General features: G+C 53.7%; 26 protein-coding genes and 2 tRNA genes. 20 read left to right on the plus strand and 8 right to left on the minus strand.

The window, feature by feature from the left end; translation table 11 throughout:
* Positions 1-6: 6 nt before the first annotated feature.
* Positions 7-984 (minus strand): calcium/sodium antiporter, encoded by a 978-nt coding sequence (locus tag BJ885_RS13500; RefSeq protein ID WP_047646430.1) that lies wholly within the window; start codon positions 982-984, stop codon positions 7-9.
* A gap of 227 nt (positions 985-1,211) precedes the next feature.
* Between BJ885_RS13500 and mlaF the strand changes: the two genes are divergently transcribed.
* From mlaF to murA, 7 genes are all read left to right on the plus strand, one after another.
* Entirely contained in the window at positions 1,212-2,024 is an 813-nt protein-coding gene (gene mlaF / locus BJ885_RS13510; RefSeq protein ID WP_023309353.1) for a phospholipid ABC transporter ATP-binding protein MlaF, read from the plus strand.
* 7 nt (positions 2,025-2,031) lie between these two features.
* The gene (gene mlaE, locus BJ885_RS13515; RefSeq protein ID WP_023333605.1) at positions 2,032-2,814 is read left to right on the plus strand and encodes a lipid asymmetry maintenance ABC transporter permease subunit MlaE; all 783 of its coding nucleotides are present in this window, start codon (positions 2,032-2,034) and stop codon (positions 2,812-2,814) included.
* Between the two features lie 4 nt (positions 2,815-2,818).
* Positions 2,819-3,367: an outer membrane lipid asymmetry maintenance protein MlaD gene (mlaD, locus tag BJ885_RS13520; RefSeq protein ID WP_023309352.1), complete on the plus strand. Its 549-nt coding sequence runs from the start codon at positions 2,819-2,821 to the stop codon at positions 3,365-3,367.
* Between the two features lie 18 nt (positions 3,368-3,385).
* Entirely contained in the window at positions 3,386-4,021 is a 636-nt protein-coding gene (gene mlaC, locus BJ885_RS13525) for a phospholipid-binding protein MlaC (protein WP_029739617.1), read from the plus strand.
* Positions 4,021-4,314 (plus strand): lipid asymmetry maintenance protein MlaB, encoded by a 294-nt coding sequence (mlaB, locus tag BJ885_RS13530; protein WP_029739618.1) that lies wholly within the window; start codon positions 4,021-4,023, stop codon positions 4,312-4,314. Before mlaC ends, mlaB begins: the two co-directional genes overlap by 1 nt.
* A gap of 126 nt (positions 4,315-4,440) precedes the next feature.
* Positions 4,441-4,695, plus strand: coding sequence for a BolA family iron metabolism protein IbaG (gene ibaG, locus BJ885_RS13535; protein WP_008501458.1), 255 nt, complete (start codon positions 4,441-4,443; stop codon positions 4,693-4,695).
* A gap of 50 nt (positions 4,696-4,745) precedes the next feature.
* The gene (murA, locus tag BJ885_RS13540; RefSeq protein WP_023309349.1) at positions 4,746-6,005 is read left to right on the plus strand and encodes a UDP-N-acetylglucosamine 1-carboxyvinyltransferase; all 1,260 of its coding nucleotides are present in this window, start codon (positions 4,746-4,748) and stop codon (positions 6,003-6,005) included.
* Positions 6,006-6,065: 60 nt separating this feature from the next.
* Here murA and sfsB read toward each other — a convergent pair whose 3' ends face one another.
* The gene (gene sfsB, locus BJ885_RS13545; RefSeq protein ID WP_029739619.1) at positions 6,066-6,353 is read right to left on the minus strand and encodes a DNA-binding transcriptional regulator SfsB; all 288 of its coding nucleotides are present in this window, start codon (positions 6,351-6,353) and stop codon (positions 6,066-6,068) included.
* Positions 6,354-6,582: 229 nt separating this feature from the next.
* Positions 6,583-7,554, minus strand: a complete 972-nt coding sequence (gene ispB, locus BJ885_RS13550; RefSeq protein ID WP_024906360.1) for an octaprenyl diphosphate synthase — start codon at positions 7,552-7,554, stop codon at positions 6,583-6,585.
* A gap of 257 nt (positions 7,555-7,811) precedes the next feature.
* On the opposite strand from ispB, the gene rplU reads away from it, so the two are divergent.
* The 4 genes from rplU to cgtA all read left to right on the plus strand — a co-directional run bounded on the left by rplU (position 7,812) and on the right by cgtA (position 10,653).
* A complete protein-coding gene (gene rplU, locus BJ885_RS13555) occupies positions 7,812-8,123 on the plus strand; it encodes a 50S ribosomal protein L21 (RefSeq protein WP_003025032.1) in 312 nt (103 codons plus the stop codon).
* Positions 8,124-8,142: 19 nt separating this feature from the next.
* On the plus strand, positions 8,143-8,400 hold the full coding sequence (gene rpmA, locus BJ885_RS13560; protein ID WP_004385076.1) for a 50S ribosomal protein L27: 258 nt from the start codon (positions 8,143-8,145) through the stop codon (positions 8,398-8,400).
* A gap of 96 nt (positions 8,401-8,496) precedes the next feature.
* Positions 8,497-9,462: a DMT family transporter gene (locus BJ885_RS13565; RefSeq protein WP_121932124.1), complete on the plus strand. Its 966-nt coding sequence runs from the start codon at positions 8,497-8,499 to the stop codon at positions 9,460-9,462.
* Between the two features lie 15 nt (positions 9,463-9,477).
* Positions 9,478-10,653 carry an Obg family GTPase CgtA gene (cgtA, locus tag BJ885_RS13570; RefSeq protein ID WP_029739622.1) on the plus strand — a complete coding sequence of 392 codons (1,176 nt, stop codon included), beginning with the start codon at positions 9,478-9,480 and terminating at the stop codon, positions 10,651-10,653.
* 34 nt (positions 10,654-10,687) lie between these two features.
* Here the strand turns inward: cgtA and pmrB are convergent, their stop codons facing one another.
* Genes pmrB through dacB form a run of 3 tightly spaced genes read right to left on the minus strand, consistent with a single transcriptional unit; the run spans position 10,688 to position 13,826 of the window.
* Positions 10,688-11,731 (minus strand): two-component system sensor histidine kinase PmrB, encoded by a 1,044-nt coding sequence (pmrB, locus tag BJ885_RS13575; protein ID WP_047646427.1) that lies wholly within the window; start codon positions 11,729-11,731, stop codon positions 10,688-10,690.
* On the minus strand, positions 11,728-12,390 hold the full coding sequence (pmrA, locus tag BJ885_RS13580) for a two-component system response regulator PmrA (protein WP_033146744.1): 663 nt from the start codon (positions 12,388-12,390) through the stop codon (positions 11,728-11,730). Before pmrA ends, pmrB begins: the two co-directional genes overlap by 4 nt.
* 2 nt (positions 12,391-12,392) lie before the next feature.
* Positions 12,393-13,826, minus strand: a complete 1,434-nt coding sequence (dacB, locus tag BJ885_RS13585; RefSeq protein ID WP_047646426.1) for a serine-type D-Ala-D-Ala carboxypeptidase — start codon at positions 13,824-13,826, stop codon at positions 12,393-12,395.
* Positions 13,827-14,054: 228 nt separating this feature from the next.
* On the opposite strand from dacB, the gene greA reads away from it, so the two are divergent.
* Positions 14,055-14,531 (plus strand): transcription elongation factor GreA, encoded by a 477-nt coding sequence (gene greA / locus BJ885_RS13590; protein WP_014171793.1) that lies wholly within the window; start codon positions 14,055-14,057, stop codon positions 14,529-14,531.
* 151 nt (positions 14,532-14,682) lie between these two features.
* Here the strand turns inward: greA and yhbY are convergent, their stop codons facing one another.
* Positions 14,683-14,976 (minus strand): ribosome assembly RNA-binding protein YhbY, encoded by a 294-nt coding sequence (gene yhbY / locus BJ885_RS13595; RefSeq protein ID WP_003861814.1) that lies wholly within the window; start codon positions 14,974-14,976, stop codon positions 14,683-14,685.
* A gap of 127 nt (positions 14,977-15,103) precedes the next feature.
* Here yhbY and rlmE point away from each other — a divergent pair, with 127 nt between their 5' ends.
* From rlmE to BJ885_RS13625, 6 genes are all read left to right on the plus strand, one after another.
* Positions 15,104-15,730: a 23S rRNA (uridine(2552)-2'-O)-methyltransferase RlmE gene (gene rlmE / locus BJ885_RS13600; protein ID WP_010436004.1), complete on the plus strand. Its 627-nt coding sequence runs from the start codon at positions 15,104-15,106 to the stop codon at positions 15,728-15,730.
* Positions 15,731-15,832: 102 nt separating this feature from the next.
* Positions 15,833-17,767, plus strand: coding sequence for an ATP-dependent zinc metalloprotease FtsH (gene ftsH / locus BJ885_RS13605; RefSeq protein ID WP_029739626.1), 1,935 nt, complete (start codon positions 15,833-15,835; stop codon positions 17,765-17,767).
* A gap of 98 nt (positions 17,768-17,865) precedes the next feature.
* A complete protein-coding gene (gene folP, locus BJ885_RS13610; RefSeq protein ID WP_121932125.1) occupies positions 17,866-18,714 on the plus strand; it encodes a dihydropteroate synthase in 849 nt (282 codons plus the stop codon).
* Positions 18,707-20,044 carry a phosphoglucosamine mutase gene (gene glmM, locus BJ885_RS13615; RefSeq protein WP_023309339.1) on the plus strand — a complete coding sequence of 446 codons (1,338 nt, stop codon included), beginning with the start codon at positions 18,707-18,709 and terminating at the stop codon, positions 20,042-20,044. The genes folP and glmM overlap by 8 nt, the downstream gene beginning before the upstream one ends.
* A 223-nt stretch (positions 20,045-20,267) precedes the next feature.
* Entirely contained in the window at positions 20,268-20,600 is a 333-nt protein-coding gene (gene secG, locus BJ885_RS13620; RefSeq protein WP_023309338.1) for a preprotein translocase subunit SecG, read from the plus strand.
* Positions 20,601-20,609: 9 nt separating this feature from the next.
* A tRNA-Leu gene (locus BJ885_RS13625) sits at positions 20,610-20,696 on the plus strand.
* Between the two features lie 190 nt (positions 20,697-20,886).
* On the opposite strand, the gene argG is transcribed toward BJ885_RS13625, so the two are convergent.
* The gene (gene argG, locus BJ885_RS13630; RefSeq protein ID WP_121932126.1) at positions 20,887-22,233 is read right to left on the minus strand and encodes an argininosuccinate synthase; all 1,347 of its coding nucleotides are present in this window, start codon (positions 22,231-22,233) and stop codon (positions 20,887-20,889) included.
* Between the two features lie 287 nt (positions 22,234-22,520).
* On the opposite strand from argG, the gene BJ885_RS13635 reads away from it, so the two are divergent.
* Together BJ885_RS13635 and rimP are read left to right on the plus strand one after the other, a co-directional pair.
* Positions 22,521-22,597 (plus strand) — tRNA-Met (locus tag BJ885_RS13635).
* Between the two features lie 207 nt (positions 22,598-22,804).
* Positions 22,805-23,257 carry a ribosome maturation factor RimP gene (rimP, locus tag BJ885_RS13640; RefSeq protein ID WP_014833432.1) on the plus strand — a complete coding sequence of 151 codons (453 nt, stop codon included), beginning with the start codon at positions 22,805-22,807 and terminating at the stop codon, positions 23,255-23,257.
* Positions 23,258-23,283: the final 26 nt, after the last annotated feature.

Genomic DNA, 23,283 nt, shown 5'->3' on the forward strand with positions numbered 1-23,283 from the left:
TTCCGTTTACCCAGAGAGAAGAGGCGAGAGCCAGTACAGCATCGCCATCCATACGATAAATCCACCCGTCAGCAGCGCGCCTGCTCCTTTGCCGATCTGTCTTTGCCGCCGCCAGCAGAGCAGGGCAAATATCACGCTGACCAATAACATCACACCGTAGTCGCGTGAGAATGCCAGGGGATTAAAGGGCCCTGGCGTAATCAGGGCCGGCAGGCCCATCACAATGGCGATATTAAATATGTTGGAACCGATGATATTACCAATGGCAATGTCATCCTCACCTTTACGTGCCCCCGCAATGGCCGTGGCCAGCTCCGGCAGGCTGGTGCCGATGGCAATCACCGTCAGGCCAATGGTCAGTTCACTGATGGCGAAATAGTTCGCCAGCACCGTCGCGTTATCCACGACCATGCGCGTTGCCATCGGCATGATGATCAGCGCAACGCCAAGCCAGAGCAGGGCAACAGGCAGCGTGCCTTCTCGCGGCAGTTCGGCGACCTGCTCCCGCGTGAGGCTATCCTGACCCTGCTTCTCAGCCAGACGGGCGATTTTAACACTATACAGCAGCCAGATGATGGCCAGCGCCAGCAGGAAAATACCGTCGCTGTAGCTCAGCACACCATCGTAAAATACGCAGCCTGCCAGCAGGCTTACGATTAACATTAGCGGCAATTCACGGCGCAGAACATCAGAATGCACGCGAAATGGATGGAGCAGTGCGGCCAGGCCTAAAATCAAGAGTATATTGACGATGTTGGAGCCAATCGCGGTACCTACTGCCAGGTCTAACTGACCATGCAGCGATGCCGAGACAGAGACGATGATTTCAGGAAGTGACGTTCCCACGCTGACAACGGTCATCCCGATGACGACAGGCGGTACGCCCGTCAGGCGACAGAGGATAGATGCAGCAAACACTAAACGGTCAGCACTGTAGACCACCAAAAGTAAACCAATTATTAACAGTGCTGTTGCTAAAAGCATCAAAAGTCCTTTCTTCAGGTATACTCGTCGGTCCATCGCACGGGAATGGCTGGACTGCATACAGTCTGAGGCGTAACGAATTCCTAATTTTGACTTTATGCGCCGGAAAAGTAAAACAAATGCCAGCTTTCGCTAACCTCAACGGCTATTATTCTGTAAAAATGCGGAGTTGAGGGCTGATTCAGGCGGCATGCCTTAACGTGAGCAGGGTAATAAAGGAACCATAAATGAGCCAAACGATGGCGAATTTAGTCGATGTTCGCGGCGTGAGTTTTTCTCGCGCCAACAGATTGATATTTGATGATATTTCGTTGACCGTACCGCGTGGTAAGATCACTGCCATCATGGGGCCGTCCGGGATCGGTAAAACGACCCTGCTGCGTCTCATTGGTGGGCAGATCCCACCCGATCGCGGTGAAATCCTCTTCGATGGCGAAAACATCCCGGAGATGTCACGCTCGCGTCTGTATACTGTCCGCAAACGCATGAGCATGCTCTTTCAGTCGGGAGCCTTGTTCACCGACATGAATGTCTTTGATAACGTGGCCTATCCGCTGCGCGAGCATACCAGCCTGCCGCCTGAACTGCTGAAAAGCACAGTGATGATGAAGCTCGAAGCCGTCGGTTTGCGGGGCGCCGCGAAGCTGATGCCTTCTGAGCTGTCCGGCGGGATGGCGCGCCGCGCCGCGCTGGCGCGAGCCATTGCATTAGAACCTGATTTAATCATGTTCGACGAACCATTTGTTGGACAGGATCCCATCACGATGGGCGTGCTGGTGAAGCTCATCTCTGAACTGAACAGCGCGCTTGGCGTCACCTGCATTGTGGTATCTCACGATGTACCTGAAGTATTGAGCATTGCCGATTACGCCTATATCGTGGCGGACAAAAAGATCGTCGCACACGGCAGCGCTCAGGCGCTGCAGGAAAATTGCGATCCGCGCGTGCGGCAGTTCCTCGACGGTATTGCCGATGGCCCTGTGCCGTTCCGCTACCCGGCGGGCGACTATCGTGACGATTTACTGGGAATAGGGAGTTAAGCCACTCATGCTGTTAAATGCGTTGGCCGCTCTCGGACACCGTGGCATAAAAACCATCAGGACGTTCGGGCGTGCCGGATTGATGTTATTCAACGCGCTGGTCGGCAAGCCGGAATTCCGCAAGCACGCACCGCTGCTGGTGCGGCAGCTTTATAATGTCGCCGTGCTGTCAATGCTCATCATCATTGTTTCCGGTCTGTTTATCGGTATGGTGCTTGGGCTGCAGGGCTATCTTGTTCTGACGACCTACAGTGCGGAAACCAGCCTTGGGATGCTGGTGGCGCTCTCGCTGCTGCGTGAACTGGGGCCGGTTGTGGCGGCGCTGCTGTTCGCCGGGCGCGCGGGGTCGGCATTAACGGCTGAAATTGGCCTGATGCGTGCGACCGAGCAGCTCTCCAGCATGGAGATGATGGCGGTCGATCCGCTGCGTCGCGTGATCTCGCCGCGTTTCTGGGCTGGGGTGATCTCTTTACCGTTACTGACTATTCTGTTTGTCGCCGTGGGTATCTGGGGCGGTTCGCTGGTTGGCGTGCACTGGAAAGGCATTGACGCCGGTTTCTTCTGGTCCGCAATGCAGGATGCCATCGACCTGCGAATGGATCTGGTTAACTGCCTGATCAAAAGCGTGGTATTTGCCATTACGGTCACCTGGATTGCATTGTTCAATGGTTACGATGCCATCCCGACGTCGGCGGGCATTAGCCGCGCAACTACACGTACAGTCGTACATTCGTCGCTGGCCGTACTGGGTCTGGATTTTGTGCTCACCGCACTGATGTTTGGGAATTGAGTTCATGCAAACGAGAAAAAATGAAATTTGGGTCGGTGTATTCCTGCTGCTGGCGCTGCTGGCCGCGCTGTTTATCTGCCTGAGAGCGGCGGATATCACGTCTGTGCGCACCGAGCCGACGTATCGCATCTATGCCACCTTCGATAACATCGGCGGGCTGAAGGCGCGTTCACCGGTTCGTATCGGCGGCGTGGTGATCGGACGCGTATCTGACATTACGCTTGATGAGAAAACCTATCTGCCACGCGTCGCGATGGATATCGAAGAGCGTTACAACCATATCCCGGACACCAGCTCCCTTTCTATTCGCACTTCCGGCCTGCTGGGCGAACAATATCTGGCGCTTAACGTCGGCTTTGAAGACCCCGAGCTGGGAACGACTATCCTTAAAGACGGTAGCGTCATTCAGGATACGAAATCCGCGATGGTGCTGGAGGATATGATTGGTCAGTTCCTTTACAGCAGTAAAGGGGATGAGAAAAAATCCGACGCTGCCCCAGCGCAGAGCGAAGATCATACCGACGTCGCACCGACGCCAGGTGCTGCGAATTAATATCAGGAGAAGTCATTCATGTTTAAACGACTGTTAATGGTTGCCATGCTGGTCATCGCCCCTCTTACCGCCGCCCACGCTGCGGATCAGAGTAACCCGTACAAACTGATGGACGAAGCGGCGAAAAAGACCTTCGACCGTCTTAAAAATGAACAGCCTAAAATTCGTGCTAATCCTGATTATCTGCGTGAAGTTGTTGACCAGGAGCTGCTGCCGTACGTGCAGATTAAATATGCGGGTGCGCTGGTGCTGGGACGTTATTACAAAGACGCGACCCCTGCGCAGCGTGATGCCTACTTTGCCGCGTTCCGTGAATACCTGAAACAGGCTTATGGCCAGGCGCTGGCGATGTACCACGGCCAGACCTATCAGATTGCGCCTGAGCAGCCGCTGGGCGATGCAACTATCGTCCCTATCCGTGTGACGATCATCGATCCTAACGGTCGTCCGCCGGTTCGTCTGGATTTCCAGTGGCGTAAAAACAGCCAGACCGGTCACTGGCAGGCGTATGACATGATTGCCGAAGGGGTAAGCATGATCACCACCAAACAGAACGAATGGAGCGATCTGCTGCGCACCAAAGGCATTGATGGCCTGACCGCTCAGCTGCAGTCTATCTCTCGCCAGAAAATTACCCTGGACGAGAAGAAGTAATGTCACAGCAACTCAGCTGGTCGCGTGAAGGCGAAACATTAAAGCTGTCCGGTGAACTGGATCAGGATCTGCTGAACCCACTGTGGGACAAACGCCACGAAGCGATGCAGGGCGTGACGCGTATCGACTTAACAGACGTTACGCGGGTGGATACGGCGGGTGTTGCGCTGCTTGCCCATCTGGTTGCCGTGGGGAAAAAGCAGGGGACAAGCGTTAAGCTTCACGGCGCGAGCGATAATGTCGTGACTCTTGCTCAGCTCTACAACCTCCCTGAGGACGTACTGCCTCGTTAATATTTTCAGTGCGTTACTTCCGAAAGCCCTGACTGTTTCATCGTCGGGGCTTTTTGCTTGTTTAAGACAACGCCACTTTGCTCTAAGATGTTGGGCTTGTTTTCACTATCAGATGATTAAGAGCCCATGGAAAATCATGAAATCCAGACAGTGCTGATGAATGCACTCTCCCTTCAGGAAGCCCACGTCACTGGCGATGGCAGTCACTTCCAGGTTATTGCTGTGGGTGAGATGTTCGACGGTATGAGCCGCGTGAAGAAACAGCAGGCTGTGTACGCGCCGCTGATGGAATATATTGCGGATAACCGCATCCACGCCCTGTCGATTAAAGCGTTCACGCCGCAAGAGTGGGCACGCGATCGCAAACTAAACGGTTTTTGAGCTGAGGGCGACAGGCCCGCAGCACGGTTGAATTTATAAGAGAGCACACAATGGATAAATTTCGTGTACAGGGGCCAACGCGTCTCCAGGGCGAAGTCACAATTTCTGGCGCAAAAAACGCCGCGCTGCCAATCCTCTTTGCTGCGCTGCTGGCTGAAGAGCCGGTAGAAATTCAGAACGTACCGAAGCTGAAAGATATCGATACCACCATGAAGCTGCTCACCCAGCTGGGCACGAAAGTTGAGCGTAACGGTTCCGTCTGGATCGACGCCAGCAAGGTGAACAACTTCTCAGCCCCTTACGATCTGGTGAAAACCATGCGTGCATCCATCTGGGCGCTTGGCCCGCTGGTAGCGCGTTTTGGTCAGGGACAGGTCTCTCTGCCGGGCGGCTGCGCCATCGGTGCGCGTCCGGTTGACCTGCACATCTTTGGTCTGGAGAAGCTGGGCGCCGAGATCAAGCTGGAAGAAGGTTACGTTAAAGCGTCCGTTAATGGTCGTCTGAAAGGCGCGCACATCGTCATGGACAAAGTGAGCGTGGGCGCAACGGTCACCATTATGTCTGCGGCGACGCTGGCAGAAGGGACCACCATCATCGAAAACGCCGCGCGCGAACCGGAAATTGTGGATACCGCCAATTTCCTCGTGGCGCTGGGGGCGAAGATTTCCGGTCAGGGTACTGACCGTATCACCATCGAAGGCGTTGAGCGTCTGGGCGGTGGTGTTTATCGCGTTCTGCCGGACCGTATCGAAACCGGTACCTTCCTGGTCGCTGCGGCGATTTCTGGCGGTAAGATTGTTTGTCGCAACGCGCAGCCAGATACCCTGGATGCGGTGCTGGCGAAACTGCGCGATGCGGGTGCGGATATCGAAATCGGTGAAGACTGGATCAGCCTCGATATGCACGGGCAGCGTCCAAAAGCGGTCAATGTGCGTACGGCGCCGCATCCGGCGTTCCCTACGGACATGCAGGCACAGTTCACCCTGTTGAACCTGGTCGCCGAAGGCACTGGCTTCATCACAGAAACCATTTTCGAGAACCGCTTTATGCACGTACCGGAGCTGATCCGTATGGGGGCGCATGCTGAGATCGAAAGTAATACCGTGATTTGCCACGGCGTTGAGAAACTGTCAGGTGCTCAGGTGATGGCAACCGATCTGCGTGCGTCTGCAAGCCTGGTGCTGGCGGGTTGTATCGCGGAAGGCACAACGATCGTGGATCGTATCTATCACATCGACCGTGGTTATGAGCGTATCGAAGATAAACTGCGCGCGCTGGGTGCCAACATTGAGCGTGTGAAGGGCGAGTAATCGTTCCGGCAGCCCCCTGCCAGCAATGACCGGGGGGTTGCTGTTCCTGTCAAAAACGCGTTATTCCTGCGGTTCTGTTTTTACCTTTCTCTGGCGAATCATGCGCGATCTGTCGATAAATTCATGGGTAATGGGGTCGTGATAGCGCGAAGGCCAAATTACCCACGGATGCGTATCCAGCGCCGTCGCGATAATTAATTCTCCCTTGGGCCAGGGGCGGGTGAGGGCGTTTGCCAGAGTTGAAGAACTCAGTCCATGGCGGCGGGACTCTGCTGCCAGTGAAGTGCCTCTTTTGCGCAGTGCGGCAATAATATCAGCCGTGTGCCAGTCGATAAATTTCGTATCCATAACGCCGTCCTTAAGTTCGGATTCACCTACGCCGTTTCTTCTGAAACGACGCGGTTACTATACCCATTTCAACTTCTTGTTCTAAAAAGTTCGCGTTACTTGAAGGGATATTCAGAATAAGACACGGCTTTATTCATGCGGTCTCTAAACCGATGAATTTACATGAACACGGAATTTACAGGTGTGTTCTGGAATCTCCCCGCTATCGCTGCGGGGAGAAACAAGGGGATTAACGGTCGCGCTGAACGGCGATGTGGGCAAGACCAATCAGTGCCTCGCGCCACGGACTGTCTGGAATGACCTGAAGCGCTTCGATGGCTTTGTCGGCTTCTTCTTCCGCACGCTGACGCGTCCATTCGAGCGATCCGCAGATAGCCATGGTTTCCAGTACAGGTTCCAGAAGATGGCGGCCATTTCCCTGCTCAATCGCTTCACGGATCATTTTCGCCTGGTCGGCTGTTCCGTTGCGCATAGCATGAAGCAGCGGCAGGGTGGGTTTGCCTTCGTTCAGGTCATCGCCCACGTTTTTGCCGAGCGTCTCGCCGTCCGCACTGTAGTCCAGCAAATCATCAATCAGCTGGAATGCCGTACCCAGATAGCGGCCATAGTCCTGCAGGCCTTTTTCCTGTGCTTCGGTACAGTCAGCCAGAATGCCGGAACACTGGGCTGCCGCTTCAAACAGGCGCGCAGTTTTGCTGTAGATGACGCGCATGTAGTTTTCTTCGGTAATGTCAGGGTCGTTGACGTTCATCAGCTGCAGCACTTCGCCTTCAGCTATGACGTTTACGGCTTCGGACATCACTTCCAGCACTTTCAGTGAGCCCAGGCTGGTCATCATCTGGAAGGCACGGGTATAGATAAAATCCCCCACCAGGACGCTGGCTGCGTTTCCGAAAGCAGCGTTTGCCGTGGCTTTGCCACGACGCATATCCGATTCATCCACAACATCGTCATGCAGAAGCGTCGCCGTGTGAATAAATTCGATGAGCGCTGCGATAGTGATGTGAGCATTTCCCTGATAGCCAACGGCTCTGGCAGCCAGAATGGCAATCATCGGACGAATGCGTTTACCGCCGCCGCTGACGATGTAATAGCCCAACTGATTGATCAGCTGAACGTCAGAGTTGAGTTGCTCCAGGATTGCTGCATTCACACCCGCCATATCTTGCGCGGTTAACTCGTTGATTTTTTCTAAATTCATCGCAAAAGCCGGGCTTTTTATCCTGTTGATCCCATCTTCAATGGGGTAACGAAGGGTTTCGGTTTATCAATAGTAGTGCTGATTGTACTGAAAAAACGGCACAGATAAACGTTACCGTACGTGTTGTGTTTTTTTTCTTCATGTATTGACGGTAGCACTTGTCAAAGGCTCGCGTTTTGCGTAATATTCGCGCCCTATTGTGAATATTTATAGCGCACTCTGATTCATACGAGGACGTGCGCGGAAGCGGAGTTTATATGTACGCGGTTTTCCAAAGTGGTGGTAAACAACACCGAGTAAGCGAAGGTCAGACCGTTCGCCTGGAAAAGCTGGACATCGCAACTGGCGAATCTGTTGAGTTCGCAGAAGTTCTGATGATCGCAAACGGTGAAGAAGTCAAAATCGGCGTTCCTTTCGTTGATGGCGGCGTTATCAAAGCTGAAGTTGTTGCACACGGTCGTGGCGAGAAAGTTAAAATCGTTAAGTTTCGTCGTCGTAAGCACTACCGTAAGCAGCAGGGCCACCGTCAGTGGTTCACTGATGTGAAAATTACTGGCATCAGCGCCTAAGACCTGAGGAGAGATTTAAATGGCACATAAAAAGGCTGGCGGCTCCACACGTAACGGTCGCGATTCAGAAGCTAAACGCCTTGGCGTTAAGCGTTTCGGTGGCGAATCCGTTCTGGCGGGTAGCATCATCGTTCGTCAACGTGGTACCAAATTCCACGCTGGCAACAACGTAGGTTGCGGTCGTGACCACACTCTGTTTGCTAAAGCAGACGGTAAAGTGAAATTTGAAGTTAAAGGCCCGAACAACCGTAAATACATCAGCATCGTTGCTGAGTAAGGTTTTCTCGGTCCGGTAACGGATTAAAGCCCCGCAACCTGTTGCGGGGCTTTTTACATTGGAAACCCGGTAATTTTTTCTGTAGGGAAAACGGGCATGAAGCAGCAGGCCGGCATGGGCATTCTTTTGGCACTCACCACCGCAATGTGCTGGGGTGCGTTGCCAATTGCAATGAAGCAGGTACTGGAAGTGATGGAGCCGCCTACGGTGGTCTTTTATCGCTTTCTGATGGCAAGCATCGGCCTCGGGGCCATTCTGGCTATCAAAGGTAAGCTTCCACCCTTGCGGCTTTTCCGCAAACCGCGCTGGCTGGTATTGCTGGCTATCGCGACGGGCGGTCTGTTCGGTAACTTCATCCTGTTCAGCTCTTCCCTGCAATATCTCAGCCCCACGGCGTCGCAGGTGATAGGTCAGCTTTCGCCGGTGGGCATGATGGTCGCCAGTGTCTTTATCCTCAAGGAAAAGATGCGCGGTACGCAGATTATCGGGGCGAGCATGCTGCTGTGCGGTCTGGTGATGTTCTTCAACACCAGTCTGATAGAGATTTTCACCCGCCTGACGGATTACACATGGGGTGTAATTTTTGGTGTGGGGGCAGCAACGGTCTGGGTGAGCTATGGCGTCGCACAAAAGGTGTTATTGCGTCGACTTGCCTCACAGCAGATCCTCTTTTTGCTGTACACTTTGTGTACAATAGCATTGCTGCCATTAGCAAAGCCGGGTGTGATTTCCCAGCTTAGCGACTGGCAACTGGCGTGCCTCATTTTTTGTGGGCTGAACACGCTGGTCGGTTATGGCGCGCTAGCCGAAGCGATGGCGCGCTGGCAGGCAGCACAGGTGAGCGCGTTAATTACGCTTACTCCGCTGTTTACGCTGTTATTTTCAGATTTGTTATCAATGGCCTGGCCCGATGTCTTCGTCAGACCGATGCTCAACCTGTTGGGTTATCTCGGTGCGTTTGTCGTGGTTGCGGGCGCGATGTATTCCGCCATTGGTCATCGTCTTTGGGGACGTTGGCGCAAAAATGAAGCGGTTGTAGTAGTCCCCCGCTCAGGCGAATGAGTTACGGAGAGTAAAATGAAGTTTGTTGATGAAGCGACGATCCTGGTCGTGGCTGGTGATGGCGGCAATGGTTGCGTGAGCTTCCGCCGTGAAAAGTATATCCCACGTGGCGGTCCTGACGGCGGCGACGGCGGGGATGGTGGTGACGTGTGGCTGGAGGCGGATGAAAACCTCAACACGCTGATCGACTACCGTTTCGAAAAATCTTTCCGTGCCGAGCGCGGCCAGAACGGCCAGAGCCGTGACTGTACCGGTAAACGTGGTAAAGACGTCAACATCAAGGTTCCGGTCGGTACGCGTGTGATTGACCAGGGCACCGGTGAAACCATGGGTGATATGACCAAACACGGTCAGCGCCTGCTGGTTGCTAAAGGTGGCTGGCACGGTCTCGGTAACAGCCGTTTTAAATCATCGGTTAACCGTGCTCCGCGTCAGAAAACCATGGGCACACCGGGCGATACGCGCGAGCTGCAGCTGGAACTGATGCTGCTGGCAGACGTGGGTATGCTGGGTATGCCTAACGCCGGTAAATCAACGTTTATCCGTGCTGTATCGGCCGCGAAGCCAAAAGTGGCGGATTATCCGTTTACGACGCTGGTGCCAAGCCTGGGCGTTGTTCGTATGGACCACGAAAAGAGCTTTGTTGTCGCTGATATCCCTGGTTTGATCGAGGGCGCAGCAGAAGGCGCAGGACTGGGTATTCGCTTCCTGAAACACCTTGAGCGCTGCCGCGTATTGCTGCATATCGTTGATATTAATCCAATCGATGAGTCCGATCCGGTCGAAAACGCCCGTATCATCATCGGTGAACTTGAAAAATACAGCGAAAAACTCGCAGGTAAGCCGCGCTGGCTGGTCTTCAACAAGATCGACCTGATGGACAAAGCCGAAGCGGAAGCGAAAGCCAAAGCGATTGCTGAAGCAATGGGTTGGGAAGATAAATACTACCTGATCTCTGCGGCAAGCCAGGTTGGCGTGAAAGATCTGTGCTGGGATGTGATGACTTTTATCATTGAGAACCCAATTGTTCAGGCGGAAGAAGCGAAACAGCCTGAAAAAGTCGAATTCATGTGGGATGACTACCACCGTCAGCAGCTCGAAGAGCTGGAAGCGGAAGACGATGATGAAGACTGGGACGATGACTGGGATGAAGACGACGAAGAAGGCGTCGAGTTCATCTACAAGCACTAATATCTGTCCAAAGCCCCCATTATGGGGGCTTTTTTTATTCCAGCGTTGCGGGCAGCCAGCAGCTGGCGATCAAACCACCTTCAGCGCCGTTCTCAAGCGTCAACCTGCCGTGGTGGAGCTGCACGATGCGCTGCACGATACTCAGGCCCAGGCCGCTGCCACCGTAGCGCTGGTCAAGACGGCGGAATGGCTCGGTAATTGACTGTCGGTGCGCTTCATCAATACCGGGCCCCTGATCGATCACACCGATCTGCGTCCCCCCGTCGATCTCGGTTAATGTCACTGTAATCGTTGTCCCTGCCGGGCTGTAGCGCCCGGCATTCTCCAGCAGGTTGCGCAGCATCAGACGAAGGAGCACGGCGTCTCCCTGAACCGTGAGCGCGCTTTTAGCGGGCCAAATCACCGTATGCTCTTTGGCTTCATGCCCCAGGCCGAGAGGTTCAATGATATTTTCCGTCCAGCTCACGGTTTCGTAGTGTCCGCTGGCCATTGCCTGTCCGGCACGGGCCAGCATCAGCAGCTGTTCGACGGTATGCATGAGCTGATCGATACGGCTAATTAACGTCGCGGCCTGTGGTGCGCCTGACTGCGCCATAAGCTCCAGATGAAGCCGGATACCGGCAAGGGGCGTTCGGAGCTCATGTGCGGCGTCAGCGGTGAAGAGACGCTCCTGCTGAATGGTATTGTCCAGCCGGGCGAGCAGCTGGTTCAGGGAGGTTGTCACCGCGCCTATTTCTTCCATGTCGGAATACATAGGAAGCGGAGTTAAGTTATCCGCCGAACGGTTAGCCAGGCTGTCACGCAGTTTATTCAGCGGTCGGGTTATCCAGGTGACCGCCCAGAATGAAAACAGCAGCGTGAAACCGACCATCACCAGAGAAGGGACGAGAAGGGAAGCAATCGCCTCGCGGATCTCTTTTTCGACATGGTTATTGCGGGCTTTTGCCGACAGCGTTTCATTCACCAGAAAGCCAATCTGCTCACGGCTTTCATGCCACAGCCAGATGACGCTTATCAGCTGGAAAAATAAGAGAATAACCGCCAGCAGAACCATCAAACGCCGACGCATACTGTTCATTTCTGGCTCTCAAGGCGATAGCCAACGCCACGGACGGTTTTGATTCTGTCCTTGCCGAGCTTGCGACGCAGGTTGTGAATGTGAACTTCAAGGGTATTTGACCCCGGGTCGTCCTGCCAGGAGTAGATATCCTGCTGGAGCGTTTCTCTGTGCACCGTTTGCCCGCTGCGCATGATCAGACGCGTAAGCAGGGCGAACTCTTTTGGCGTCACTTCTACCGCCTGGTCCCGGCGCAGTACCTGCTGGGTTTGCAGATTCAGCGTAATATCGCCGTCGGTCAGTAAGTTATCACTATGGCCCTGATAGCGGCGAATCAACGCCCGCACCCTAGCCTGCAGCTCCGCAAGCGCAAAAGGCTTCACCAGATAATCATCTGCGCCTGCATCAAGGCCGGTGATACGATCCTCAATGGCATCGCGCGCCGTCAGGATCAACACCGGGTTGGCGATACCGCGGCGTCGCCACTGGCTGAGCAACGTTGCGCCGTCTTTATCAGGCAGGCCCAAATCGAGGATCACCAGACTGTATTCGCCGCTCTGGATCAGGGCATCCGCCTCCGCTGCGGTGCCGGCACAGTCAAGGGCATACCCTTCATTGGCCAGCCCCAGCGCTAGCCCTTCCTGCAATAACAGATCGTCTTCAACTATGAGTAGTTTCATCGCTAGTTATTCTGGTAGATGTCCTTATAAAGCCTGCTTTCGAAGCGAACAAGCGGAATACGACGATTGCGCTGGTCGGTCGGTTCGACGGCATAGCCGGAAAGATACTGCACGAATGCCATGCGCTGTCCGCTGGCGGTAGTGATGAAGCCTGCAAGGTTGTAAACCCCCTGCAGTGAGCCTGTTTTAGCGGATACTTTGCCATCCACACCGGCAGCGTGAAGCCCGGCGCGGTACTGCAGTGAACCGTCATGCCCGGCCAGCGGCAGCATTGAAATAAAGTTTAGCTCAGTGTCGTGCTGTGCAATGTACTGAAGCACCTGCATCATCGTGGCCGGAGAGATCAAATTATGACGCGATAATCCGGAGCCATCGACGGCGATGGTATTACCCAGCTCGATCCCGGCCTGCTGGCGCAGGATCTGACGAACGGCGTCTGAACCCGCACGCCAGGTGCCCGGCACGCCGAAACGCGCGTGACCAATCATGCGAAATACGGTGTCGGCAATCATGTTGTCAGACTTTTTCAGCATGATTCGCAGTAAATCGTGCAGCGGAGGAGACTGTTTGCTGGCGATGACCGTGCCGGGCTGGTTAACCTGCGTCTGGCGAAGCAGCGTGCCGGAGTAGGTGATTCCCGCTTGTTTCAGCTCATCTTTCAGAATGGCGCCCGCATAGCTTGCCCCATCCTGTATCGCAAAGGCCAGCGGCAGCGGATCGGCGCGCTGCGTCAGGCAGCCGGTAAGCGTGAAGCGGTTAAGATCGCCCGGCACGACGTCCAGCTCACAATATTGCGCATCCGGGGAGCCTTTCGCCAGCGTGCGGACCTGACTAAACATTGTGACCGGGTAGTAGGACGCTATACGGATAAACGCTAAATCATCTGGCTTTGGCGCGCTGTAAAGCGAAACCGAGAAGCAGTTACGGTCAACAATAGCGGCGGCGGGTGGGGCGCTAAAACATTGGGTCATGTCGTTCCACGGCCAGCCAGGGGCTTTATCGTGGCTGGCAAAGATCGACGTGTCGATCAGTACATTGCCATCAATTTTCTGGACGCCAGATTTTTTCAATACCGCAACCATATTGCGGATATCCTGGCGCTTAAAGGTCGGATCGCCGCCAAAACGGGCGATAAGATCGCCTTTCAGTACGCCCCCCTCGACGTTACCTTTGGTCTCGAGTGTGGTCGTAAAACGGAAGTCAGGCCCGAGCTGGAGCAGGGCGGCGAGGGCAGTGATCACCTTTTGGGTACTGGCAGGCAGCGCCATCTGTTGACTGTGATAGTCAATCTCGGGAGCCTGTGCGCCAACCTTCTGCACCATCAGGGCAAGGTTCGCGCCTGCGGGGAGCTGATTAATGTACTCATCAACATTCGCGGCCTGGGCGGTGAACGTTATACTGGTAGTCAATCCGATGATAAATCTGGAAAATCGCATAATCTCGCGCTAACAACCCGAAAACAAACCGTCATACTACGGTGCATGGCACTGCAAAGTAAACGATGACCCATAGTGAACTTCGCGGTAAAATGCATATCAAATTGAAAAATTGCTGCTGACCTGGGGCATTGCTCCCGGGTCGGTTTTCTTTTTGCTTCTTGCCCGCTTAGGGGGGCAGGAGCAGGGAACACTGCTCCCAACAGGAATGTTTAAGAGGTATAACAAATGCAAGCTATTCCGATGACCTTACGTGGTGCCGAAAAACTGCGCGAAGAGCTGGATTTCCTGAAATCCGTGCGTCGCCCTGAAATCATCGCCGCTATCGCGGATGCGCGCGAGCATGGCGACCTGAAAGAGAACGCTGAATACCACGCCGCGCGTGAGCAGCAGGGCTTCTGTGAAGGGCGTATTAAAGATATCGAAGCAAAACTGTCCAATGCACAGGTTATCGATATCACCAAAATGCCTAATAATGGGCGTGTGATCTTTGGTTCTACCGTGACCGTGCTGAACCTGGACAACGACGAAGAGCAGACCTATCGCATCGTGGGTGATGATGAAGCAGACTTCAAACAGAACCTGATTTCAGTGAACTCTCCGATTGCTCGCGGCCTGATCGGCAAAGAGCAGGACGATGTTGTCACCATCCGCACCCCTGGCGGTGAAGTGGAATACGAAATTATCAAGGTTGAATACCTGTAATTCGCTTCTCTACTAAGATGTTGATACATTGTAAAGAAAAGAAAAAGGCCGCATAGCGGCCTTTTATCAACTCAAGGAGCATGGCATTTTGCTCGCCTGCTGACAGAAATCCCTCGTTTCACACAGAAAATGTGTTTGATTGAGGATATCCTTAGCGTGGCAGCGAGATTTTACGCTCTTTAGATGGGCGGTAGAGCACCAGCGTTTTACCGATGACCTGTACATTACAGGCGCCGGTTTCGCGCACGATGGCTTCCACGATCAGGTTTTTAGTGTCTCTGTCTTCAGAGGCGATTTTCACCTTGATCAGCTCGTGGTGTTCCAGCGCTTGTTCAATCTCGGCAAGCACCCCTTCGGTCAAACCATTGTTGCCAAGCATGACTACAGGCTTGAGCGGATGTGCCAGACCTTTAAGGTGCTGTTTTTGTTTAGTACTCAGATTCATCGTATATTTTTGCTTACGTTGGGATTGAAAACGGTTCATTCTACCGCCATCTCCCTAATATCGCCAAATAGCAGCGTAGAAATTTACGCCAAAGGTAAGCAACGATGAACCCGGACGGAAAAGTTAAATGACAGGTAAAAAGCGTTCTGCCAGTTCCAGCCGCTGGCTTCAGGAACACTTTAGCGATAAATATGTTCTGCAGGCGCAGAAAAAGGGGTTACGTTCCCGCGCCTGGTTTAAACTTGATGAAATACAGCAAAGTGACAAACTTTTTAAGCCGGGGATGACGGTTGTCGACCTCGGTGCTGCCCCTGGCGGATGGTCCCAGTATGCGGTCACGCAGATCGGCGGAGCGGGTCGAATCATCGCGTGCGATCTTTTACCAATGGATCCCATCGTCGGTGTCGACTTCCTTCAGGGCGACTTTCGTGATGAATTAGTGCTGAAAGCGTTACTTGAACGTGTGGGTGATAGTAAGGTTCAGGTTGTCATGTCTGATATGGCACCAAATATGTGTGGAACACCTGCGGTGGATATCCCCCGCGGCATGTATCTGGTGGAGCTAGCGTTAGAAATGTGTCGTGATGTTCTGGCGCCTGGTGGTAGTTTTGTTGTGAAGGTGTTTCAGGGCGAAGGTTTCGAGGAGTATCTTAAGGAAATTCGCTCCCTGTTTGCGAAGGTTAAAGTTCGTAAGCCGGACTCTTCCCGGGCCCGTTCCCGAGAAGTGTATATTGTAGCGACCGGGCGAAAATGATAACCGGTAGATTTCAGGCGAAAGTTTGAATGAAACTGGATATAGAGTATCCTGACGCTGTTTTTAACACAGTTGTAATGTGAGGTTAATCCCTTGAGTGACATGGCGAAAAACCTAATTCTCTGGCTAGTCATTGCCGTCGTGCTGATGTCAGTATTCCAGAGCTTTGGGCCCAGCGAGTCGAATGGCCGCAAGGTGGATTATTCTACCTTCCTGCAGGAGGTCAATCAGGACCAGGTTCGCGAAGCGCGTATCAACGGACGTGAGATCAACGTTACCAAGAAAGATAGTAACCGTTACACGACTTACATCCCGGTGAACGATCCTAAGCTGCTTGATAACCTTCTGACCAAAAACGTCAAGGTAGTTGGCGAGCCGCCAGAAGAACCAAGCCTGCTGGCTTCTATCTTCATTTCCTGGTTCCCGATGCTGCTTCTTATCGGCGTCTGGATCTTCTTTATGCGTCAGATGCAGGGCGGCGGTGGCAAAGGTGCCATGTCGTTCGGTAAGAGCAAGGCGCGTATGCTGACGGAAGACCAGATCAAGACCACGTTTGCTGATGTCGCCGGTTGTGACGAAGCGAAAGAAGAGGTGGGTGAACTGGTTGAATACCTGCGTGAACCGAGCCGTTTCCAGAAACTGGGCGGTAAGATCCCGAAAGGCGTGCTGATGGTTGGCCCTCCGGGTACCGGTAAAACCCTGCTGGCGAAAGCCATCGCGGGTGAAGCGAAGGTGCCGTTCTTTACTATTTCAGGTTCTGACTTCGTCGAAATGTTCGTGGGTGTCGGTGCATCTCGTGTGCGTGACATGTTCGAGCAGGCCAAGAAGGCAGCACCGTGCATTATCTTCATCGATGAAATCGACGCCGTAGGCCGCCAGCGTGGCGCTGGCCTGGGCGGTGGTCACGATGAACGTGAACAGACGCTGAACCAGATGCTGGTTGAGATGGACGGCTTCGAAGGTAACGAAGGTATCATCGTTATCGCGGCGACTAACCGTCCGGACGTACTTGACCCTGCGCTGCTGCGTCCAGGCCGTTTCGACCGTCAGGTTGTTGTGGGTCTGCCGGACGTTCGCGGTCGTGAACAGATTCTGAAAGTTCACATGCGTCGCGTACCGCTGGCGCCGGATATCGATGCGGCAATCATTGCGCGCGGTACCCCGGGCTTCTCCGGTGCGGACCTGGCGAACCTGGTCAACGAAGCTGCACTGTTTGCCGCTCGCGGTAACAAGCGCGTCGTATCGATGGTGGAGTTTGAGAAAGCGAAAGACAAAATCATGATGGGTGCGGAACGTCGCTCCATGGTGATGACGGAAGCGCAGAAAGAGTCCACGGCATACCACGAAGCGGGTCACGCGATTATCGGTCGCCTGGTGCCGGAACACGATCCGGTGCATAAAGTGACGATTATTCCGCGCGGTCGTGCGCTGGGTGTGACCTTCTTCCTGCCTGAAGGCGACGCGATCAGCGCCAGCCGTCAGAAGCTGGAAAGCCAGATTTCGACCCTGTACGGCGGTCGTCTGGCAGAAGAGATTATCTACGGTGTGGAACATGTTTCTACCGGTGCGTCCAACGACATTAAAGTTGCGACAAACCTGGCGCGTAACATGGTGACGCAGTGGGGCTTCTCCGACAAACTCGGTCCGCTGCTGTATGCAGAGGAAGAGGGTGAAGTATTCCTGGGCCGTTCTGTGGCTAAAGCGAAACATATGTCCGATGAGACGGCGCGTATCATCGACCAGGAAGTAAAATCTCTGGTAGAGCGTAACTACGCACGTGCACGCCAGATCCTGACCGACAATATGGACATCCTGCATTCAATGAAAGATGCGCTCATGAAATATGAGACCATCGATGCACCGCAGATTGACGACCTGATGGCGCGCCGCGAAGTGCGTCCGCCAGCAGGCTGGGAAGACCCAGGCGCTTCCAATAATTCTGACAACAATGGCACCCCGCGTGCGCCGCGTCCGGTTGATGAACCGCGTACGCCAAACCCGGGCAACACCATGTCAGAACAGTTGGGCGATAAGTAAGCCACTGCTGTTGAAGCGTTTGTCTGTAACTCAAACCCTGGAGCTTGCTCCGGGGTTTTTCATTTCTGTTTAACGATATAGATACCAGGGATTTCGCCATGAAACTATTCGCTCAGGACTCGCATCTCGATCTTTCACATCCCCATGTGATGGGGATCCTGAATGTTACCCCTGACTCCTTCTCTGACGGCGGCACGCATAACACGCTTATCGAGGCGGTTAAGCACGCGAATTTAATGATTAATGCGGGTGCCACAATCATTGACGTGGGCGGTGAATCGACGCGTCCTGGTGCAGCGGATGTGTCTGTGGAAGAAGAACTGGCGCGCGTGGTGCCGGTGGTTGAAGCTATCGCGCAGCGGTTTGAAGTATGGATCTCCGTTGATACCTCTAAACCCGAAGTGATTCGTGAAGTGGCGAGAGTGGGCGCTCACATTATCAATGATATTCGCTCACTCACCGAGCCTGGCGCACTTGAAGCCGCGGCAGAGACGGGGTTACCGGTCTGCCTGATGCATATGCAGGGCCAGCCGAAAACCATGCAGGAAGCACCGAAGTACGACGATGTCTTTGTCGACGTGAATCGCTTCTTTATTGAGCATATCGCGCGCTGTGAACGTGCAGGTATCCCAAAAGAGAAATTGTTGCTCGACCCAGGGTTCGGTTTCGGTAAAAATCTCTCCCACAATTATGCGTTGCTTGCGCGCTTATCGGAATTCCATCACTTTGACCTGCCGCTGCTGGTGGGGATGTCGAGAAAGTCGATGATTGGGCAGTTGCTGAACGTGGGGCCGAGCGAACGCCTGAGCGGCAGCCTGGCCTGCGCGGTGATTGCGGCGATGCAGGGCGCGCACATTATTCGTGTCCATGACGTCAAAGAAACAGTAGAAGCCATGCGTGTGGTGGAAGCCACACTGGCAGCGAAGGAAAACAAACGCTATGAGTAATCGTAAGTATTTTGGTACCGATGGTATCCGTGGGCGTGTAGGCGATGCTCCCATCACCCCTGATTTTGTCCTGAAGCTCGGCTGGGCTGCTGGCAAAGTGCTGGCGCGTCATGGTTCCCGTAAGATCATTATCGGTAAAGACACCCGTATTTCCGGCTATATGCTGGAATCAGCGCTGGAAGCGGGTCTGGCGGCGGCTGGACTGTCCGCGTCCTTTACGGGCCCAATGCCAACGCCTGCAGTCGCGTATCTGACGCGCACCTTCCGTGCGGAAGCGGGGATTGTTATCTCAGCTTCTCACAACCCGTTCTACGACAACGGCATTAAATTCTTCTCCATTGACGGCACCAAGCTCCCGGATGACGTGGAAGAAGCCATTGAAGCCGAAATGGAAAAAGAGATCACCTGCGTTGATTCCGCAGAGCTGGGTAAAGCGAACCGTATCGTTGATGCGGCGGGCCGTTATATCGAATTCTGTAAAGGCACCTTCCCGAATGAGCTAAGCCTTGCTCACCTCAAAATTGTGGTGGACTGTGCTAATGGCGCGACCTATCACATCGCCCCGAATGTTTTCCGCGAACTGGGTGCGAAAGTCATCACCATTGGCTGTGAGCCGGATGGTCTGAACATTAACGAGCAGGTGGGCGCAACTGACGTTCGTGCCCTGCAGGCGCGTGTTCTGGCAGAGAAAGCCGACCTGGGCATTGCGCTGGACGGCGACGGTGACCGCGTGATCATGGTCGACCACGAAGGTAACAAGGTCGACGGCGATCAGATCCTCTACATCATTGCACGTGAGGGCCTGCGTCAGGGCCAGCTGCGCGGCGGTGCGGTGGGCACGCTGATGAGTAACATGGGCCTGGAACTGGCGCTGAAACAGCTCGGTATTCCGTTTGTCCGCGCGAAAGTGGGTGACCGCTATGTGCTGGAAAAACTGCAGGAGAAGGGCTGGCGCATCGGTGCAGAAAACTCAGGTCACGTGATCCTGCTTGATAAAACCACCACCGGTGACGGTATCGTGGCCGCGCTGCAGGTGGTTGCCGCAATGGCGCGCAACCATATGAGCCTGCACGATCTGTGCAGCGGGATGAAAATGTTCCCACAGATCCTGGTAAACGTACGCTTCACTGCCGGTAAAGGCGATCCGCTGGAAAATGAGAACGTTAAAGCGGTGATGGCTGACGTTGAAGCGGCCCTGGGCAATCGTGGACGCGTGCTGCTGCGTAAGTCCGGTACTGAACCGCTGATCCGCGTGATGGTGGAAGGTGAAGACGAAGCGCAGGTAACCGAATTTGCACACCGTATTGCGGATGCTGTGAAAGCTGCATAATTGTGCACGCTAAATGTATAAAAAGGCGGCTTTTGTCGCCTTTCTTTTAAGCAATTAATGGCTTTTTGCTGTTTTTTTCCGCAGTTGATACAATGCGTCAAAAATGCCCTTGCGAAGGTCATTCGCTTTGGTTAGTATTCACACCCGCTTCAGTGGGAAACAAAAATCCTGCTAATTGGTCGAAGCATTGGTATGCGGCAAATCCGCAAGGAACAGGTTGATTATGTACGAAGCTCTTTTAGTTGTTTTCCTTATTGTAGCCATCGCTCTCGTAGCGCTGATTATGCTGCAGCAAGGTAAAGGCGCTGATATGGGAGCCTCCTTCGGAGCAGGCGCTTCCGGTACGCTGTTCGGTTCAAGTGGTTCTGCGAACTTCATGACCCGCACAACGGCGATTCTGGCTACGCTGTTCTTCATCATCAGTCTGGTGCTTGGCAATATCAACAGCAACAAGACCAGCAAAGGAAGCGAGTGGGAAAACCTGAGCGCGCCAGCGAAAACTGAGCAAACTCAGCCAGCTGCACCGGCTAAGCCAACCAGCGATATCCCGCACTAAGTATTCTGTACCGAGGTGGTGGAATTGGTAGACACGCTACCTTGAGGTGGTAGTGCCCTAACGGGCTTGTGGGTTCGAGTCCCATCCTCGGTACCAATATTCCAGAAGAAAGACGTCGAAAGACGTCTTTTTTTCGTCTGTAGATTGCGAGTCTCCGATCTTTTGTAGGGCGGGTAAGCGCATGCGCCACCCGCCATGTTGCCCGGTGGCGCTGCGCTTACCGGGCCTACAAAAATCAAAATAAAAAAGGCGCCCTGTGGGCGCCTTTTGCACGTTATATCAGCGATTACTTCTTATCGCTGTGCTCCAGGTTTTCAACCTGCGGCAGACCGTTACCGGAATTCGTGGAGAGCAGGCCATTCTCAACATAGTTGAACAGCTTCTCGCGGGTATCGGTGATGTCCAGATTACGCATGGTCAGCTGACCAATACGATCGTCCGGCGAGAACACTGATTCACCTTTCTCCATGGTCAGACGCTCTGCTTTATAGGTCAGGTTGTCAGACACGGTGTTCAGGATGGAGTAATCGTTACCGCGACGCAGTTCGAGCGTTACTTCACCGGTGATCGCGCTTGCCACCCAACGCTGCAGCGCATCACGCAGCATCAGCGCCTGTGGATCGAACCAGCGGCCCTGATACAGCAGTTTACCCAGCTGACGGCCATGAGAGTGATACTGCTCGATGGTATCTTCGTTGTGAATGCCGGTCAGTAGACGCTCGTAAGCGATGTGCAACAGCGCCATTCCCGGGGCTTCATAGATGCCACGGCTTTTCGCTTCGATGATGCGGTTTTCAATCTGATCGCTCATGCCCAGACCGTGACGACCGCCAATACGGTTAGCTTCCAGCATCAGTTCAACATCATCAGAGAAGGTTTTACCGTTCAGCGCCACCGGATGGCCGCGTTCGAAACGCACGGTCACTTCTTCAGCCTGGATTTTGACGTTTTCGTCCCAGAACTTCACGCCCATGATCGGGTTAACGATCTTCACGCTGGAGTTCAGGAATTCCAGGTCTTTCGCTTCGTGCGTCGCACCCAGCATGTTGGAGTCGGTGGAATAGGCTTTCTCGACTGACATCTTATAGTCGAAACCGCAGGCGATCATAAACTCGGACATCTCATGGCGGCCACCCAGCTCGTCGATGAAATCGGTATCCAGCCACGGCTTGTAGATCTGCAGTTCGGCGTTGGTCAGCAGGCCATAGCGATAGAAACGTTCAATATCGTTACCTTTATAGGTGCTGCCGTCACCCCAGATGTTGACGCCGTCTTCTTTCATCGCCGCAACCAGCATGGTGCCGGTGACCGCACGGCCCAGCGGGGTGGTGTTGAAGTAGGTCAGGCCGCCGGTGGTGTTATGGAATGCACCACACTGAATAGCCGCGATACCTTCAGCGACCAGTTGCTTACGGCAGTCAATCAGGCGCGCATTCTCTGCACCATACTCTTTAGCGCGACGAGGAATGGCATCATAGTCGTCCTCATCCGGCTGACCCAGGTTCGCAGTATAGGCGTACGGAACCGCTCCCTTCTGGCGCATCCACAGCAGTGCTGCGCTGGTATCCAGGCCACCTGAGAAAGCGATGCCAATACGTTGTCCAACCGGAAGATGCTTGAGAATCGTCGTCATAGAATAAAACCCTGCTTGATTGACTGATTAGAGACCGCTTTCGCTCTCTTGTGCATTTTTATGCAAAATAAGTGAGTATTCATTTAATCATCTTTTGGCGAAGACCGGAAGAGAGTCGTGCGTTTTTTGTAAAAATTTTGGTCTAATCGATCTGGCGGAAGTTGGGTTGACAGGTGGGGTCAACTATCAATATACTAAACGCCGATTTTACGTCCCGTCTTCGGTACCAAATCCCAGCATTATTTGCAAATTCTGTCCAAAACGCGTAGAATTTGCCACGTTTCAGGCGCGGGGTGGAGCAGCCTGGTAGCTCGTCGGGCTCATAACCCGAAGGTCGTCGGTTCAAATCCGGCCCCCGCAACCACTTTCCCATAAAGTTCTTTTTCAAATATACTGTGAAGACTTAGAGCCTTCGTAGCTGGATTTGAAAAAATTCTTTCGGAAAGTGCTCCAGGCCACAGTTGTGGCTATAGGGTTCAGTTATCTAAAGCCCCGATTTATCGGGGTTTTTTGTTATCTGACTACAGAATAACTGGGCTTTACGCCCTTTTTTTATGTCTTGGGGGTGGGCTTGTCCACATTAGAGCAAAAATTAACAGAGATGATTACTGCACCGGTCGAAGCACTGGGCTACGAACTGGTCGGCATCGAATTCGTTCGCGGCCGTACATCGACGCTGCGCATCTATATTGATAGTGAAGATGGCATCAATGTTGATGATTGTGCTGATGTCAGCCACCAGGTGAGTGCGGTTCTTGATGTTGAAGACCCGATTACCGTTGCGTACAACCTGGAAGTTTCCTCACCTGGCCTCGATCGCCCGATGTTCACGGCCGAGCACTACGTGCGCTTTACCGGTGAAGAAGTGGCTCTCGTTCTGCGTATGGCCGTACAGAACCGCCGTAAATGGCAGGGAATTATCAAAGCCGTTGATGGTGAAATGATCACGGTGACAGTCGAAGGCAAAGATGAAGTGTTCGCGCTGAGTAATATCCAGAAGGCGAACCTGGTTCCCCACTTTTAACAGTCTGGATTGAGGTGAAAAGCCCG

It is taken from the genome of Enterobacter sp. WP_7_1 (genome assembly GCF_003688535.1).
GTDB lineage: Bacteria > Pseudomonadota > Gammaproteobacteria > Enterobacterales > Enterobacteriaceae > Enterobacter > Enterobacter asburiae.

Bases quoted from the DNA above. Each gene is read 5' to 3' on its own strand.
- BJ885_RS13500 (WP_047646430.1), bottom strand. From the start codon at position 984: ATGCTTTTAGCAACAGCACTGTTAATAATTGGTTTACTTTTGGTGGTC.
- mlaF (WP_023309353.1), top strand. From the start codon at position 1,212: ATGAGCCAAACGATGGCGAATTTAGTCGATGTTCGCGGCGTGAGTTTT.
- mlaE (WP_023333605.1), top strand. From the start codon at position 2,032: ATGCTGTTAAATGCGTTGGCCGCTCTCGGACACCGTGGCATAAAAACC.
- mlaD (WP_023309352.1), top strand. From the start codon at position 2,819: ATGCAAACGAGAAAAAATGAAATTTGGGTCGGTGTATTCCTGCTGCTG.
- mlaC (WP_029739617.1), top strand. From the start codon at position 3,386: ATGTTTAAACGACTGTTAATGGTTGCCATGCTGGTCATCGCCCCTCTT.
- mlaB (WP_029739618.1), top strand. From the start codon at position 4,021: ATGTCACAGCAACTCAGCTGGTCGCGTGAAGGCGAAACATTAAAGCTG.
- ibaG (WP_008501458.1), top strand. From the start codon at position 4,441: ATGGAAAATCATGAAATCCAGACAGTGCTGATGAATGCACTCTCCCTT.
- murA (WP_023309349.1), top strand. From the start codon at position 4,746: ATGGATAAATTTCGTGTACAGGGGCCAACGCGTCTCCAGGGCGAAGTC.
- sfsB (WP_029739619.1), bottom strand. From the start codon at position 6,353: ATGGATACGAAATTTATCGACTGGCACACGGCTGATATTATTGCCGCA.
- ispB (WP_024906360.1), bottom strand. From the start codon at position 7,554: ATGAATTTAGAAAAAATCAACGAGTTAACCGCGCAAGATATGGCGGGT.
- rplU (WP_003025032.1), top strand. From the start codon at position 7,812: ATGTACGCGGTTTTCCAAAGTGGTGGTAAACAACACCGAGTAAGCGAA.
- rpmA (WP_004385076.1), top strand. From the start codon at position 8,143: ATGGCACATAAAAAGGCTGGCGGCTCCACACGTAACGGTCGCGATTCA.
- BJ885_RS13565 (WP_121932124.1), top strand. From the start codon at position 8,497: ATGAAGCAGCAGGCCGGCATGGGCATTCTTTTGGCACTCACCACCGCA.
- cgtA (WP_029739622.1), top strand. From the start codon at position 9,478: ATGAAGTTTGTTGATGAAGCGACGATCCTGGTCGTGGCTGGTGATGGC.
- pmrB (WP_047646427.1), bottom strand. From the start codon at position 11,731: ATGAACAGTATGCGTCGGCGTTTGATGGTTCTGCTGGCGGTTATTCTC.
- pmrA (WP_033146744.1), bottom strand. From the start codon at position 12,390: ATGAAACTACTCATAGTTGAAGACGATCTGTTATTGCAGGAAGGGCTA.
- dacB (WP_047646426.1), bottom strand. From the start codon at position 13,826: ATGCGATTTTCCAGATTTATCATCGGATTGACTACCAGTATAACGTTC.
- greA (WP_014171793.1), top strand. From the start codon at position 14,055: ATGCAAGCTATTCCGATGACCTTACGTGGTGCCGAAAAACTGCGCGAA.
- yhbY (WP_003861814.1), bottom strand. From the start codon at position 14,976: ATGAATCTGAGTACTAAACAAAAACAGCACCTTAAAGGTCTGGCACAT.
- rlmE (WP_010436004.1), top strand. From the start codon at position 15,104: ATGACAGGTAAAAAGCGTTCTGCCAGTTCCAGCCGCTGGCTTCAGGAA.
- ftsH (WP_029739626.1), top strand. From the start codon at position 15,833: ATGGCGAAAAACCTAATTCTCTGGCTAGTCATTGCCGTCGTGCTGATG.
- folP (WP_121932125.1), top strand. From the start codon at position 17,866: ATGAAACTATTCGCTCAGGACTCGCATCTCGATCTTTCACATCCCCAT.
- glmM (WP_023309339.1), top strand. From the start codon at position 18,707: ATGAGTAATCGTAAGTATTTTGGTACCGATGGTATCCGTGGGCGTGTA.
- secG (WP_023309338.1), top strand. From the start codon at position 20,268: ATGTACGAAGCTCTTTTAGTTGTTTTCCTTATTGTAGCCATCGCTCTC.
- argG (WP_121932126.1), bottom strand. From the start codon at position 22,233: ATGACGACGATTCTCAAGCATCTTCCGGTTGGACAACGTATTGGCATC.